A 14,109-nucleotide genomic window follows, 5' to 3' on the forward strand; every position below is an offset into this window, starting at 1 on the left:
GCCGACAGCTGGTTGGCCCGGCTCAGGTATTAAAGCTCCGTGAAGTTCTGGCAGGGCCGCCCTTCGTCGGTCTGATTTGGATCAAAATTGTGCTCGTAGGTGTCTACACTGCCTTTGGTAAGGTAGCCCTCATGGGTAATAACCTTACCGCCGTACTGAACGCGCAGCGTGTAATCCGTTGAAGCATTATTTGCCGTTACCTCAATCGTATAATTTCCGCCCGGGTTATTACGAGCGACGTAGTGAAGATCTTCATCCCCTACGATCGGAAAACCCGGTAGTGTCTGACCACCCGGCCTGGTGACTCTGAGTTTCAGGTTAAATTCATCGCTTCTGATAAGCCTGATAAACAGGTCGGCGGTGGCTCCCTGTCTGTGACCTTCGCTACTCAGAAGCCTCAGTGATTCCTCGGCCCGAACTTGTAATTGCCTGGGCAACGCTCCCTGCTGTTGCACCAGCTGCTGTAACTGGCCCAGAGTGCCTTCCTGAACCTTGCCATCGGTCATCATCTGGCAAAGCGCATCATTGGTCACAGCCATGGCCTGTTCCGTTGCCGACTGCTTTCTACGGTCAACAAAAAAGCTCTGCTGCTGTGTGAAAGTCCGGGATTGCTCATCCCCAAACGCTTCCACGGCACGGTCGGCGAGAGCCTGTCGGCGCCTGCGAAGCTGAGGGTCGGGTTCAGACTGCGCCGCTGCCAACAGACTGTTCAGCATCGTCGTGCGCGGGGCGTTTCTGAAGTAGGCCATTCGGAAGTCTTCTGAATGAGCGGCAATATCGTTTAACACCCCGTACATATTCAGGTTGAGATCTTGCAGTCTCTGGGCCTGGCCTTGGCAGGCAGGCTCGCACTCCTTGACCAACATCGAAAAGAGATCGCGAGCCTCGGCTTGTGAATACCAGTGAATCGGCCGACTTCCATGGTCAACGTATTCAAAGCTGCTAACCAGAGCGCGCCCCCATGAAGGGCTACCCGGAACGTTCCACCCCCAGCTGCCAGGGGGGCCAAAGACCCCGTTGAAACCGCCCAGCATGTTGATCTGCCCGTAGTTACCAACAAAATGGGCCGACACCACTCGAACCTGATCAATGAAGCGTTCAAAGGGATAGCTAACGTTAAGTGAGCCAGCCGTTCGGCTGACTGAAATATCATCACCGCCCCACAGCTCAATGATCGCCCAAGTGTCGCCATTGGGGTAGGGAATCCCTTGTGCCTGAGGCGTACCGGTCACTTCCCTGTAGAGATGAACCGTCGGCTTATGGATGCCATCCTCCTGACCATCGAACCAGTAACGTACGTTGTTATTGGTTACGGGCTCACCCAGCAGGGAGCCAAAACTCTGCCTCACCTCAAAATTCAACCCGTGAATGGTCCCCCATTGCTTGCCCGTCAGTTGAAAATTGTAGGGTTCGGCGAAGAATTCATACTTGATCACGGCCTGGGCCATCACCGCTGAAGACATCAGGCTTGTTAAAAGAAGAACCCAAAATCCGACAATAGCCTGTTTTTTCATTGCTCTTTGTCCGCTTGTATCAGCTCTTCCAATAACTGTTCTGCCAGTTCTATATCGTTACCCAAGCTGGCCGACATGGTGGCTTCAGACAGTGTGTTCATGCCCTGTTGATGGTTGCCCTGATTTATTTCTCGACGGGCCTGCCCCGCCAACGTGTCGGCCTCAGCAACCAGGGCCTCGTAATCCGGTCCAGAGGAGAACGCATCCCAAACGGTCGTCGAAATGTCACCGTAGCCCTGACTATTAAGAAAAGTGAGGGTAAATGGGTTTAGCACAAGCAGTAGGCCCGCCCAGGCGCCTGATTTACGCCATCTTTTTCTGTCGGCGAGCACCAGTGTCGCAATGCCGGCACCTATGGCTATAACGACCGAAACACGCGTAATGTTCTTTATTCCGGCCAGGTCCCACAGCAATACCAGAGCAATGAGGCTAACGATCAAGGCAAGGAAAAAACCACCAAAAAACTGACCCGGTCCACCCGCACTGCTGGGTTTCAGGTCACGGAGGGGCATGCCGGATTCAGGCACGCTACTTTGTGGCTGTACCACTTTCCTGTCGTGGTTATTGGGTAAGCTCACCCCTGCTTTGGGGGACCAATGAAAGACGACGTTGCATGCCGCACAGCGAATGTTCCTGGCTTTGTTCAAAGAATCGTGTGGCTTGATTCGTGCTCCGCAAGCGGGACAGGGGAGCCCGGCAGGAAGATCCTCAACACGACTCACGGCCTCATAACTGCTCAGTGGATGAAGACCGCGTGATGGTGCCCAGAACATTCTGGTACCACAGCTTTTGCAGCCCACTTTCCCACTTCGATCTAAGGGAAACGTCAGGGATTTTCTGCACCCCAAACATGGAATCATAGATACTTACACCCAGTTCGACCGCCATGGCCTGCACCGCAAGCCGCGCGTTGTCATCGCTGCCCGGTAGCCGCTCCGAGCAGACCATAAGGCCCGCTCCGCCTTGCTACAGACACAGTGAAGATGTTTATTGAGGGACGCTATCACAAGGGGGCCGGAAAGTGAAAACAGGGCCAGGTTCCTTTCCGGCCTTGTTTGGGGCACCGTTACCCTTCAAAGGAGGGGGGCGTGTTGGAAGCAAAATGACCGCGCCCCCGGAATCGCCAGCGCCAATTCCGGGGGCGCGGTCATTGGCCAATGAAGGGCGTGCTTGAGGCTGGGTAAAAATCAGATAACGAACGGGGGCCGATCAACCTATTGTCAATCGGCCCCCGGCTTCCTCCCCTTTTGCTCTGTTTTTACGGTGCGCTACGGCTTAGTGCGCTTCGTCTCCGGCCATGTCATACGCCATTGGTTGCCCGACCGGCAGTTCGTCTTGCGCCGTGTTCCAAATCAGGAAGATTTTGCCGTAGGTTTCTTCTACGCTCTTCACGAATTCCGCGGCTTCTTCTTCGGTCATGTCAGGCATGACGGGGTCTACCACGCCTATCTCTTCCTTGTGATAGTGCCAAAGTGCTTGTTCGGTCTCTGGCAGAGCGGCATAAGCTTCGGCACCGATAATGAATTCCACACCCACCAGGCGTGCATTCAGTGCGTCGCTGTCATACAGCTGGCATGCCGTCACGCCACCGGGGAGTTCCTTGCAGTAGTGGTGTGCGACGGCGTTAACATCGCCGGTGATATGGCGTTTGGCATCAATGTGGAGAGCCCAGCCTGAGGTAGGTGGCTCGTGGGCGATGGCTGTTCCTGCGCCAAATAAGCATCCGATGCTGAAAAGGACTAACGAAATTCTGTACATAACGACCTCCCTATGTCATTTCATGGAAGTACCGCTACGCTCACTTTTCAGTGTTGGCTTTATCAGATTAGGGTATGGCGCGAGGACCCACAAGTATCGGGCTAAAGGGGGCAGGGCGGTTTGAGATGGATCAGTCCGGCCATGCCCCGAACACCCGGTACGCTTTTTCCGACGGGTGGCTGATGGGTTTACTTGCCCACCCTGTGCCCCTTTCGCCTACAATAATGGCCCTCCCGATTTGCTGCAGAGAGCATGATGTCGTTATCCCAACCTGAATCCGCTCGTCACACCAAACCCAACCCGGCCCTGAATGTGCTGGGTACGGTCTTGCTCATCGTGGGTCTGGTCGCACTGTTTGTACCCTCCACCATTCAACCACTGTTACCCCCGGAGCTGGCTGGGCTGCTTGTCGAACATGCCAAGCTGCTGATAGGCCTTGGGATCGCCCTGCAAGTGATTGCAACCCTGACTCGGTTCAAAAAAATCATCAGAGGCGGCTACCGATTGGGGCAACAGCAACAGGCCGCCGGGCCCCACCAGCCTGATAAAGGTGAGGACGTTGACTGGACGCCCCTCAAGGCAGGCGGGGCCAACTTCAGAACCCACCACCTGGTTCAGGTCAGCCCGAGCCGGCTGGAGGTCCGCCCCAGCATCCAAATGATGCTGTTCTGTCTCCTGTTCATGGCTCTGGGGGCCGGTGTCGGCGGTGTGTTTGTCGTCACCGGTATTCGCGACGGCAATCTGATGACAGCGGTGATACCCGGTCTGGTTGGACTGGTCTTTTTGCTGACGGGTGCACTGCTGTTGAAATCCGCTAGCAAACGCCGCGTGTTTGACCTGTCCCTGGGTGGCTATTGGCGGGGTTCCGGCAGACTGAACGGCCCCCAGGCTCTGGTAACCCAGGCGGAATGGGCCTGGTTGCAGGAGATCAAGGTGATTCAACTTCTGCAGGAACGGGTAACCAGCAGGAGCGACAACGGCCGCAGCAGGTCCTACTGGAGCTACGAACTGAATCTGGTGCTCATCGACGGCCGCCGCTTGAACGTCATGGACCACGGCAACCCGGGCCGGATCCGTCAGGATGCCGAGGTGATTGGCCAGTTCCTGGGAGTGCCGGTGCTGGACCCCTTTCGGCCTTCCCCCTGAACATCCACTTCATTGCCCTCGATGAGCCAACGGATTGGCTCCAAATCCTCAAACGGCATTGAACCATGCCTCGGCAGACACCGATGTATCTCCCGGGCGTTCCTGCGCATCTGCTCCAATGCGGCTTAACCGTCAACGAGTGACCGAGGAGCGGCCAGTAAGGGGGGCGCGTACTGTCGGCATCCCGCCATCCGCTGAACTACACTTTGTGAGCCTGCAACGGTACAGGGAGGCTCTTGAGATGGCTGTCCGACCGAACGTAGTTTTCTTTGATGTTCTTGAAACATTGATCAACCTGGAGCCATTGGCGGACCGGCTGGAAAAAGTTGGCCAGCCGGGGCTCATTCTGGAGCCCTGGTTCCTGCGCTTTCAACGCGATGCCATGGCGCTGACCCTGGCCGGTGACTCGGCACCCTTTGAGGCGGTTGCACGGGAATCGCTTCGAACGGAAACAAAATTCGCGCTCAGTGAACGGGACATTGAGTACGTAGTCGACGGTTTCTCCACCTTGCCCACTTTTGACGATGCCGCGCCTGCCCTGAAGAAGATCGCGGATGCTGGCGTGGGGGTTGGTTGCCTGACGGTGAACAGCCCTGACAAAACACGCCGTTTTCTTGAAGGGGCTGGGCTTATCGGGTTCGTTGATCATATTGTGACGGCTCAGGACGCTGGGGTCTGGAAACCTCATCCGGATATCTACCGGTTTGCCGCGCAATGCTCGGGGACGCCGATTGAACGCCTGGCTCTGGTTGCCGTGCATGCCTGGGATTGCCACGGTGCAAAACGGGCCGGGGCGCTTGCCGGTTGGTGTTCACGCCTTGAGTACGGGCCAGGCGATGTGTTTCTGCCCGCGGATGTCACGGGAGACAGTCTGGTTGAGGTTGCCGACAAGCTGATGTCGCTGCACCACTAATGGGGGGCGATCGACTCCAGATTGATCCTGTTCCGTTCGTCTGCCGAGGGGGGTACTCCTCAATCCGATCCCGCTTGGGGAGCACCTTACCGTCTTCTTGGAGAGCCGCGAAACCCGCTTAGTTCACGCGATAGTACGGACGACTGTAGTCGAGAGTGGTTGGGCGCTGCTCCGGCGTCTCGGCTTCACCCTCGCCGATGTAGAGCGTGTCGTCCTGAATGTAGATGATGTTGTAGTCGTCGATGATAAACGGCGCGCCATTGAACTGAGTGATATGGCTATCGTGTTCGGTGGCTGTGACACCATCACCCAGCACCACGTTGTCACCCAGTGTGAACGTCCCTGATGCGGTAGGGTTGGGGGCCTCGGCATACGGGGTGGTGCAGCTGGCATCGATATAGTTCTCGATACTGCTGGTAAACGTATTGCCGGTGCTGGTGAACGTCACGATATCGTGGTGCTCCTGCCCTGAGACGGGGCCGCATGGTTTTCTCCAGGTGCCTTCCAGCACCGTCGCCTGACCGCTTCCCGAACTGCTGCCGTTGCTGTCCTGAGAGGAGCCCGAGCCGGAATCGTTGCCCAAGCTGTTGCTGTCCTGATCGCCGCCGTTACTGCCACCCCCGCAGCCAGTCATCAATGCGGATACCAGAGTGAAGGCCAAGATTTTTTTCATAATTATGTCGTCCTAACAATATTATAGAATGGAAGGTGTTTATATCATTTTTGTATAAGGGGGCGGCAGCCGTGGCAGGTTAGTGAAAACCGAGATAGACCTGTGCTTCGTAAAGTTGATAATGATAACGATTGGCATTAAGATTTATTGCTGTGTCTGGCGTAGTCTGTTCGGTCAGTGCGCCAGCGACGGTTTGTGCAATCTCATGCTGATAACGGAACAATAGATGGAAGCGCAGGGTATAGATGTTGTTGAAGTACTAAGAATGTCTCTGATTCTTGTACATGTGATGGCAGTTGTCGTGGCGGGTGTCGGTATTGCGTTTGGCGACTATGCCATTCTTGTTGTGCGGAGGATGAATATCAGTCTCTTGTTCGAGGCGAGCAGGATTATTTCGGTGGCCCTTTCACTTCTCTGGATGACAGGGCTATCCGTCATTTGGATTGACACTCAGTTTGAGTGGGAGGTGCTGGCTAACAGCCCCAAGATGCTCGCAAAGTTGGCGGTTGTTTCTATCCTGACGCTGAATGGTGTTGCGCTGCACCTGGTTGTCTTCAAACGGTTGCAAACGCCGGATTCCGACACGCGGCGTACGGCCCTGTTTCTCACCCTTCTGGGCGCAATTAGTGGTGTTACCTGGCTCTACGCAGTCTTTGTCGGGTTAGCAAAACCCGTTGCACCTTTGCTTGGGCTTTCCGGCTTTCTTGGGTTTTATTTTGTCGCATTACTCATAAGCATCGCAGTGGCCTTGGTGCTGATAGAACCCAAAGTGGCGGGCAGGCTAATTGAAAGACTGACCTGCACGGAGGGGCCGCAGGGGGAAAGGGCATACCAACAAGTTTCCGCCTAGGCAAAATCAACCCGGTCCCGCCCTGAGCATCCTACTGAATTCTGCTAAACCGGGTGGGATAGACTAACTTCAAGGTTATAAGCTGTGCATGCAAGGCCAGCAACTGGCAGTGTGTATTCAGTCCCTGACCGGTGTATGGCATGCCGGCTCCACCCGTATCACGGTTTAACTGGAGTCCTGTCATGAACACATGGTACCGATTATCACTTGTCGTCGTCCTTGCGACGCTCTCGCTTTCTGCCCCGGCGGGTCAGGCACCCGGGAACACCGGGACAGCCGCCCGTGGCGGGGATGCCATTGGCACCACCGATTTCCACGCAAACTGTCTTGAAGGCGTGCGTGCGGATGTCGACCACGCGTTGGGTTTGATGCATCACATGATGTACACCCAGGCCCGCGCCGAATTCGAGGCCATTACCAAGGCCGATCCTGACTGTGCCATGGCCCACTGGGGCGTGGCGACGACGCTGTTCCAGCCCTTATGGGGCACCACACCGAATGCGGCGGACATCACCCTGGGCCGCCAGTCGGTTGAGAATGCGCGCAAGGCCACAGATATTGAGCGGGAGCGCCTTTTGATCGAGGCCACCGCTGCCTTCTTCGAGTCCGATACCGACCAGGTCCGGGAGCGACTGGCCGGCTGGATCGAGGGCATGGATGCAGCCTATGACGCCTTCCCGGATGATCTGAACGTCGCCTCGCTGTATGCGCTGTCTCGCCTGACGTTGGCGCTGTCTGCCGAAGACCGGCAGGCGCTGCACGATGAGGCGGAGGCGGTGCTGCGTGCCGCCTGGGAGAACGAGCCAACCCATCCCGGGGCCGTCCATTACAGCATCCACGCGACGGATGCCGATGGTCGCGCGGCAAACGCGACGGAAATCGTGGATTCCTACACCGAGATAGCCCCCAGCGTGCCCCATGCCCTGCATATGCCTTCACACATCTATGTGCGCCTGGGTGACTGGCCGCGGACGATTGACTGGAACCAGCAATCGGCAAAGGTGGCCGTAGAGCACAAGATGCAGGGGGCGACATCGTTCCATTACATTCATGCCACGGACTACCTGGTCTATGGTCATCTCCAGCGTGGTGAAGACAGCGCTGCGCTGGGCATCTGGGAAGGTGCGCAGGCCAACGGTCCGCACCAGGGCAACTTCCCGGGGGCCTTCCACCTGGCGTCTATTCCAGCCCGGCTGGCGGTTGAAACACGCAACTGGGAGGCGGCCGCCGCGATTACGCCACGGGCTGTGGACTACATTGACTGGGATAAGTTCTCCTGGCCAGAGGCGGTGAGTTGGTTTGCCCGGGGCCTGGGCGCCGTGCACACCGGTGACGTGGAGACGGCCCGGGAGGCGGAGCAGCGGTTAGCCACCCTGGCGGAGAATGCCAGGTCCGCAGCCGATCAGCGTTTCTCAACCTACATTGAGGTGGATCGAAGGATCCTGGCCGGCTGGATCGCGAACGCCGAAGGGGACCCGGAGCGCGCTATTGAACTGATGCGTTCTGCCGGAGAGCTGGAAGCCACCGTTGAGAAGCACCCGGTCACCCCGGGGGCCTTGCTGCCGCCCTACGAGGCTCTGGGCGACGTCCTGCTTGCCCAGGGACGCCCGGCAGAGGCGCTTGTTGCGTATCAGCAGTCCAACCGCATCTGGCCGCAACGCTACAACACCCTGGCCGGCGCAGCCCGTGCGGCCGATGCCGCAGGCGACAGCGAGGCCGCTGCACAATGGTCACGCCGGCTGCTGGAGGCCGCTCCGGGATCCGAACGTGAGCCGGTCAACGGCATCAAGGCAGTGGCGGAGCGCCAGAACTAAAGGGTAACTGAAGGGGACAGATTGATTTGAGTTTCATCAGTCTGCCCCCTTTTGAGCTTGCACGCCTGCGCGGGTATCCCGCCTAAACATGCTCCTCATCGCTCTGATCGCTGGCTTTGCGCACGATGAAGTAGGCAATGCTCATGGTCAGCACAATCAGTGCAATGCCGATCAGGTAGTCCGGTTCTACGGTTTCGAGATCGAGAATGATAACTTTCCTTGCAATGGCCATGAGTGCGGTGGCAATCACAATGCGGACGTGGATAACGTTATCTTTCAGGTAGATGGTAATGTTGATGAAAATCTCTATGGCAATCAGCACCGCCATGAACGCCCCGAAGGTGGCCAGCATGTCTGAGATGGTCAGGATATACATCGGTGGCGTGATCATCTTCTGGTAAAGAGTCCAGCCGACGTCGACGACCCCCATGATAATCACCAGCACCATTAACAGGGCCAGCAGGCGAACGGAGAGACGGATAATCTCACTCAATACCGCCAGAAACTTCGGGTCCAGATCGTTCATCATAGCGGTCAGATCCTGCGGGGCTGCCCAGAAGGCAGCCCCGGGGTAGGCGAGACGAATTCGGTCAGGCTGCAATCAGCGGTCGCAGCGACATTGGCCGGTCGGTGGTGGTCGATGCTTTCCGTTCCGGCGCTTCGAATACGTGGTAGGCTTCCGGGCCAAAGGGGTCCAGAGCGGTGCCCCGGTAGAGGTAGTGGTCAGGGACCGGCTCACCGGAGAAGGCCACCCGAAAGCTTGACCGGCATTCGGGGATGTCTACTTTCAGGGGCTCTTCGACCCAAAGGTAGACGGTCTTCTCCGACACGATGTACTCGCAGCGAACGATCTTGAACCCTTCCCTCAGCGAGAGTTCGTTCAGTTCTTTGGAAACCTTGAGCGGATACTTGTGAATGGTTTTCATGATGCCCCCTCCTGTTTGCGCTGGGTAGAGCCATCATGGAGGGCGGAGCGATAAGAAAGAATCAGGCAGAATAGTTCTTTCAATCAGTTTTTTTCGATGCATTCGCCTTTGATGCTTTCGATGCCCCCTGAGTACAAATGGCCTCCACGGCTGGATGAGCCTGCACCTGGTTCCGGCTGATGGCATAGAGTGTGTCGGTGACCGATTCAACTTCCCCGATCATCTCGACCTGGTACTGGCGGCATACTTCATCACGGATGACGGTTGGGGCGGCGAACACCCCGAACCCATTTCGTCCAAACACTTTGAGCAGGGCGCTGTCGTCGATTTCTACGGATACGTCCAGCCGGATGCCCTGATCATGGAACCATTGCATCAACTGGTGTGCGTAGGGTGTGCGGATTGCGTTCGCCAGAAATGCCTGATTGTGCATGCTCTGAGGAAAGTCGTCCCGCAACTGTGCCGCAAGTTCCGGGATGGCAAACAGGCTGATGGAAGACTGGCCAATGGTATGGATGCCCCAGTGATTTTCAGGGTTTGATTCCGGCAGGCGGTCACTGAGCACCACATCCAGACGCCTCGATTTCAGGTCCCGGAGGAGCGCTTCAAGGCCGCCAGTGTGACAGCTGATATGAACTTGCCGGTCCAGTTTGATGGCGGGCTCCAGCAGCTGGTAGGCAATCAGCTTATGAATGGATGCGGCAACCCCGACAGACAGGGTTAAGGGGCGGTCAGCGGGATCGCTATCGAGAACGCTCTTGAGTTCATCGGCGACCCTGAACATTTCGTCCGCATAGCGGAAGGTCGTCTGGCCCAGATCCGTTAACACCAGACGGCGGTGCTCCCGGCGGAACAGCAGGCTGCCGATGGACTCTTCCAGGGCGGTCAATTGACTGCTGAGGGTCTGGGGGGCCAGGTCGAGTAATTCACTGGCTCTGACCAGTGAGCCTTCTCTGGCGATGACCCAGAAGTAATACAGATGTTTGTAGTTGAGGGTGCCAGGCATGGGATGGAGGTTTCCGTTGACCGGCTGGTGCTGCGTGCTGCCCCGCCGGCTTGGTCATTGTTGCCACAGATAGAGCATAAGAACATAGCCCTTGTCTGGGCGGTCTGCAAAATACAATGTGATGAGCGCTGGTTTTGTCTTGTGCCCGATGCTGAAAAAGGGAACGGATCGATTCTGAAATCATAAATCTGACGTCTTCGACCCTCGCTATCCGTATTTTGCAATCCCCGTAACCCTTGGTGTGACCAGTGCGCCGCCTGCCAACAGGGTTACGAGCAGGAGCAAAGCCAGGATAAACGGCTTTAGTCCCAGATGCTGGAGCGCTTCAACCCGGAGCTGATATTCCCTGCCCAAAGTCCCAACTTTCTTGTCCGTGCTTTTCAGTGGCCAAATTTGTCAAAAAGTGGCTGCCCGCGTCAATCATGCCGAACCATGTGCTGGCAATATTGCACAACCGTACCAGTCTTGGCGGTGGGCCAGAAATTAAAGCAATAAGCGGCGTCTATCACTGTCGATTCATACAACCTCCGTGCAAATAGCAATTAAAATAGGGTATAGCACAATGAAAAAGTCGTCTTTTGGGCGAGTGTTTCCTTTCGCCATCAGCCTAGCGCTGGTTTCATTTCTCAGCGGTTGCATGGGTGATGGATCGTCTTCAAACCCTCCATTGCAAACAGGGGCTACCGAGGGACCATCAGCCGAAGGCCCTGCACATTCGAGCAGGTCCGTCTGCGATGACTCCATAGCGCCCGGTAGACTGGGGCAGGTAGGACGATGGATAGTTGATTCAGATTGCCGGGTGGTCATTTTGCAGGGCGTTAACCAAATCAGTAAGTTACCGCCATACACGCCGGAATCTATCGGCTTCGGTGAAGATGATCTGGACTACATTGCCAGCCAAGGCTTCAACACCATTCGGCTGGGCTTTATATGGAAAGCCTTCGAGCCAACACCCGGTAACTATGATTACGACTACCTGGAGTCTCTGTACCGGACGGCACAGGCAGCGGCGGATGTCGGCCTGTGGGTGTTGTTCGATTTCCACCAGGATATGTACAACGAAAAATTCAACGGTGAGGGTTTTCCGGACTGGACCGTATTTGATGATGGTCTGCCCAATGAGCCAGACTTGGGCTTTCCCGGTAATTATTTCGCAATGCCGGCTCTGTGGCGTGCTTACGACCATTTTCTCGATAACGATATGGACACCGTCGGTCGCCCGATGCATGAGGCTTTTGCTGAAGCCTGGCGGCGTGTTGCAAGTCGCATCAAGGATGTGGACCGTCTGCTGGGCTACGATCTTTGGAACGAACCGTTCCCAGGTTCCTCGCTTGCGCTTTGTGCCAACCCTTTGGGTTGTCTTCTGGTGGATCAGGACCGGAAGCTTACCGACGTGGCCCGCGTTGCTGCGAATGCCGTTCGGGCCGAGGACGACAGCGCCATCATTTTCTACGAGCCGTTTGTCACCTTCAATAATGGCGTTGACACCGCCCATGGTGGCGTAGGTGAGGGTATTCGCGCTGGAATGTCGTTTCACAATTACTGCTTGGCAGCAACGCCGGGTTTACCCCCATTGCCGTACTCAGACGCACTTTGCTCCGTTGAGGAACAAATGGTGTTCACCAATGCTGAGCAGCAATCGAAGACGTTCAATGACACTCTGATGCTCAGTGAATTTGGAGCTTCGGATGATTTGGCGACAATTGAGCGTGTCATCTCGTTGGCGGCAGAGAATCGGGTGTCCTGGCAATACTGGGCCTGGTGGAATCGGGATGTGTGCTGTGAGCGTCCAGATGAAGGTATTATCTCGCACCCCTCAATGCCGCCGGTGGATGCTAACCTTGACCAAGAAAAACTGGATGTGCTGGTGCGGGCTTACCCCCGGCACATTGCCGGAATACCGGAGCACTATAGCTTTGACCGAAATAACAAGCTATTTGAACTCCGCTACTCCACTCAGCGGCCAGATGGTAAGGGGCGATTCCCACCCGGAACCGTAACCGAGATTTTCGTGCCTGAACGCCATTATTCTGACGGGTATCGAGTGATCATTGAGGGTGGGCAAGTGATTTCGGGCCCCGGCAGCGAGACTTTGCGTATTGTTAGCTATAACGACGCAGAGCAAGTATCCGTGACGGTGGTTGAGTAAAAGCCAAGGTTACCTTGTTGAGCATAAAGCCCTTCTCCGCAGTGAGAAGGGCTATCGGAGCAGGGGCGTCTCTTGCGGTAGGGCATAGCCTTGAGGTTGCGCTTTGAGTCGGATGATGCATGGCGTGTGATGGGGGGCGGTGTTCTGGACGCTTAAAATTAAACCAATTCGAGCTTTATGGCAGGTTACTTACATAGAGATTGGGACGACGATGGTAACCGAGATTCAGGACCACCAAATGAGCGTGACCAGTGACTTTTCCGGGTTGCTGAAAGCGTACAGTGCTGAAGCCGAGTTGGCTCCCGGAGAGGTGAGCGAGGTCTTGGCATTGGTGGGACTCAATAACCGGAAACCTACCCAGGCCTCCAATGCGGGGCGCATCCCCTACAAGAAGTGGTGCGAGCTGCTGGAAGCCCTATACAAACGAGCAAATGATCCGGCTCTGGGCGTTCACCTCGGAGGCGCTGTTAAGCCCTCGAACTGCGGTGTTCTTGGTTATTTGGCGATCAACGCAAGAACACTTGGAGAGGCTATCTTTCAGTTTGATCGATACCAGCAACTGCTATGCAGTGGCAGTAGGGCCCGGATGACCTTGACCGGCGACTGTCTTCGCGCTGAGTGGCCCGTCCACGAGCAGAGCCTGGGCATCGGGCTGTCCGATGAAGTATTGCTTTATGGGCTGATGAACTTTTTCCGCATCCTGCTCGGTGGCCAAGAGGGTGAGGACGATCTTCTTAAGTGGCTTGCACAAACCTCCCTGTCTTTCGCTCACGCTTCTATCGCACCGATGTCTGAATACCACTCAGGTGGCATTGGTGAGGTCTCGTTCAACCAGCCAAGACTGGCTCTATCAATGCCTGCTTCCGTTTTATCGTTGCCGATACGAACTCACGATGCAGCGTTGTTCGACATTCTCAACCAGCAAGCGGACGCCTTACTCCGTGTCTTGCCTAATGCCCAGGACTGTTTCGAACAGAGCGTAAGAGATTATCTTCGGAAGTCTCTCCCAGAAGGGGGAGCGACACTGAACGGCCTGGCACGTTCGCTTTCATTATCGGATCGCACCGTACGGAGACGTCTTGCCGAACGCAGTTTGAATTTCAGCGTTATACTCCAGCAGACCCGCTATCATTTGGCGCGTCAATATCTGGACGATGGGCGGACAACTCTTAGTGAGGTTGCCCTCATGCTCGGCTACAGCGAGCAAAGTGCTTTCTCCCGTGCCTTTAAGCTATGGGCCGGTGTATCTCCGCTACAATATTCACGGTTATCCGCAACACAGCGAGATAGCGATGACCAATTAAAGCGCTTGAGGGATGGCTAAAGGAGGCAGAACGGCCTTCTTTTCCCGCGGCAAGTA

The 14,109-nt window shown here is 56.1% G+C and carries 14 protein-coding genes; 6 read left to right on the forward strand and 8 right to left on the reverse strand.

Going from position 1 to position 14,109, the window contains the following annotated elements; translation table 11 throughout:
• Window positions 1–29: 29 nt before the first annotated feature.
• The 4 genes from BLV11_RS02545 to BLV11_RS02560 form a co-directional block, all read right to left on the reverse strand.
• Entirely contained in the window at window positions 30–1,514 is a 1,485-nt protein-coding gene (locus tag BLV11_RS02545) for a hypothetical protein (RefSeq protein ID WP_091811396.1), read from the reverse strand.
• Complete coding sequence (locus BLV11_RS02550) at window positions 1,511–2,026, reverse strand: hypothetical protein (protein ID WP_091811397.1); 516 nt, start codon at window positions 2,024–2,026, stop codon at window positions 1,511–1,513. Before BLV11_RS02550 ends, BLV11_RS02545 begins: the two co-directional genes overlap by 4 nt.
• Window positions 2,027–2,240: 214 nt before the next feature.
• The gene (locus tag BLV11_RS02555; protein WP_091811398.1) at window positions 2,241–2,462 is read right to left on the reverse strand and encodes a hypothetical protein; all 222 of its coding nucleotides are present in this window, start codon (window positions 2,460–2,462) and stop codon (window positions 2,241–2,243) included.
• 327 nt (window positions 2,463–2,789) lie between these two features.
• On the reverse strand, window positions 2,790–3,272 hold the full coding sequence (locus BLV11_RS02560; RefSeq protein WP_091811399.1) for a DUF1264 domain-containing protein: 483 nt from the start codon (window positions 3,270–3,272) through the stop codon (window positions 2,790–2,792).
• Between the two features lie 252 nt (window positions 3,273–3,524).
• Here BLV11_RS02560 and BLV11_RS02565 point away from each other — a divergent pair, with 252 nt between their 5' ends.
• Both BLV11_RS02565 and BLV11_RS02570 read left to right on the forward strand, forming a co-directional pair.
• Window positions 3,525–4,418, forward strand: a complete 894-nt coding sequence (locus BLV11_RS02565; protein WP_139173193.1) for a hypothetical protein — start codon at window positions 3,525–3,527, stop codon at window positions 4,416–4,418.
• A gap of 241 nt (window positions 4,419–4,659) precedes the next feature.
• Window positions 4,660–5,331: an HAD family hydrolase gene (locus BLV11_RS02570; RefSeq protein WP_091811401.1), complete on the forward strand. Its 672-nt coding sequence runs from the start codon at window positions 4,660–4,662 to the stop codon at window positions 5,329–5,331.
• Between the two features lie 118 nt (window positions 5,332–5,449).
• Here the strand turns inward: BLV11_RS02570 and BLV11_RS02575 are convergent, their stop codons facing one another.
• Window positions 5,450–6,004, reverse strand: a complete 555-nt coding sequence (locus tag BLV11_RS02575; protein ID WP_091811402.1) for a hypothetical protein — start codon at window positions 6,002–6,004, stop codon at window positions 5,450–5,452.
• A 226-nt stretch (window positions 6,005–6,230) separates the two neighbouring features.
• Here BLV11_RS02575 and BLV11_RS02580 point away from each other — a divergent pair, with 226 nt between their 5' ends.
• Both BLV11_RS02580 and BLV11_RS02585 read left to right on the forward strand, forming a co-directional pair.
• Window positions 6,231–6,854, forward strand: coding sequence for a hypothetical protein (locus BLV11_RS02580; protein ID WP_091811403.1), 624 nt, complete (start codon window positions 6,231–6,233; stop codon window positions 6,852–6,854).
• 182 nt (window positions 6,855–7,036) lie between these two features.
• Window positions 7,037–8,668: a tetratricopeptide repeat protein gene (locus BLV11_RS02585; RefSeq protein WP_091811404.1), complete on the forward strand. Its 1,632-nt coding sequence runs from the start codon at window positions 7,037–7,039 to the stop codon at window positions 8,666–8,668.
• Between the two features lie 82 nt (window positions 8,669–8,750).
• Here the strand turns inward: BLV11_RS02585 and BLV11_RS02590 are convergent, their stop codons facing one another.
• The 3 genes from BLV11_RS02590 to nhaR form a co-directional block, all read right to left on the reverse strand.
• The gene (locus BLV11_RS02590; RefSeq protein WP_217634522.1) at window positions 8,751–9,197 is read right to left on the reverse strand and encodes a phosphate-starvation-inducible PsiE family protein; all 447 of its coding nucleotides are present in this window, start codon (window positions 9,195–9,197) and stop codon (window positions 8,751–8,753) included.
• A 61-nt stretch (window positions 9,198–9,258) separates the two neighbouring features.
• Entirely contained in the window at window positions 9,259–9,594 is a 336-nt protein-coding gene (locus BLV11_RS02595; RefSeq protein WP_091811405.1) for a DUF7352 domain-containing protein, read from the reverse strand.
• Between the two features lie 79 nt (window positions 9,595–9,673).
• On the reverse strand, window positions 9,674–10,600 hold the full coding sequence (gene nhaR / locus BLV11_RS02600; protein WP_091811406.1) for a transcriptional activator NhaR: 927 nt from the start codon (window positions 10,598–10,600) through the stop codon (window positions 9,674–9,676).
• 562 nt (window positions 10,601–11,162) lie between these two features.
• On the opposite strand from nhaR, the gene BLV11_RS02605 reads away from it, so the two are divergent.
• Both BLV11_RS02605 and BLV11_RS02610 read left to right on the forward strand, forming a co-directional pair.
• A complete protein-coding gene (locus BLV11_RS02605) occupies window positions 11,163–12,749 on the forward strand; it encodes a glycoside hydrolase family 5 protein (protein ID WP_091811407.1) in 1,587 nt (528 codons plus the stop codon).
• Between the two features lie 238 nt (window positions 12,750–12,987).
• Complete coding sequence (locus BLV11_RS02610) at window positions 12,988–14,073, forward strand: helix-turn-helix domain-containing protein (protein ID WP_175528260.1); 1,086 nt, start codon at window positions 12,988–12,990, stop codon at window positions 14,071–14,073.
• The last annotated feature ends 36 nt before the right edge of the window (window positions 14,074–14,109 follow it).

It is taken from the genome of Marinobacter mobilis (assembly GCF_900106945.1).
Taxonomy (GTDB): Bacteria; Pseudomonadota; Gammaproteobacteria; order Pseudomonadales; family Oleiphilaceae; genus Marinobacter; species Marinobacter mobilis.

Excerpts from the sequence above, each read along its gene's own strand:
- BLV11_RS02565 (WP_139173193.1), top strand. The coding sequence starts at position 3,525 with ATGATGTCGTTATCCCAACCTGAATCCGCTCGTCACACCAAACCCAAC.
- BLV11_RS02570 (WP_091811401.1), top strand. The coding sequence starts at position 4,660 with ATGGCTGTCCGACCGAACGTAGTTTTCTTTGATGTTCTTGAAACATTG.
- BLV11_RS02580 (WP_091811403.1), top strand. The coding sequence starts at position 6,231 with ATGGAAGCGCAGGGTATAGATGTTGTTGAAGTACTAAGAATGTCTCTG.
- BLV11_RS02595 (WP_091811405.1), bottom strand. The coding sequence starts at position 9,594 with ATGAAAACCATTCACAAGTATCCGCTCAAGGTTTCCAAAGAACTGAAC.
- BLV11_RS02560 (WP_091811399.1), bottom strand. The coding sequence starts at position 3,272 with ATGTACAGAATTTCGTTAGTCCTTTTCAGCATCGGATGCTTATTTGGC.
- BLV11_RS02610 (WP_175528260.1), top strand. The coding sequence starts at position 12,988 with ATGAGCGTGACCAGTGACTTTTCCGGGTTGCTGAAAGCGTACAGTGCT.
- BLV11_RS02545 (WP_091811396.1), bottom strand. The coding sequence starts at position 1,514 with ATGAAAAAACAGGCTATTGTCGGATTTTGGGTTCTTCTTTTAACAAGC.
- BLV11_RS02605 (WP_091811407.1), top strand. The coding sequence starts at position 11,163 with ATGAAAAAGTCGTCTTTTGGGCGAGTGTTTCCTTTCGCCATCAGCCTA.
- BLV11_RS02585 (WP_091811404.1), top strand. The coding sequence starts at position 7,037 with ATGAACACATGGTACCGATTATCACTTGTCGTCGTCCTTGCGACGCTC.
- BLV11_RS02575 (WP_091811402.1), bottom strand. The coding sequence starts at position 6,004 with ATGAAAAAAATCTTGGCCTTCACTCTGGTATCCGCATTGATGACTGGC.
- BLV11_RS02555 (WP_091811398.1), bottom strand. The coding sequence starts at position 2,462 with ATGGTCTGCTCGGAGCGGCTACCGGGCAGCGATGACAACGCGCGGCTT.
- BLV11_RS02550 (WP_091811397.1), bottom strand. The coding sequence starts at position 2,026 with ATGCCCCTCCGTGACCTGAAACCCAGCAGTGCGGGTGGACCGGGTCAG.
- nhaR (WP_091811406.1), bottom strand. The coding sequence starts at position 10,600 with ATGCCTGGCACCCTCAACTACAAACATCTGTATTACTTCTGGGTCATC.
- BLV11_RS02590 (WP_217634522.1), bottom strand. The coding sequence starts at position 9,197 with ATGATGAACGATCTGGACCCGAAGTTTCTGGCGGTATTGAGTGAGATT.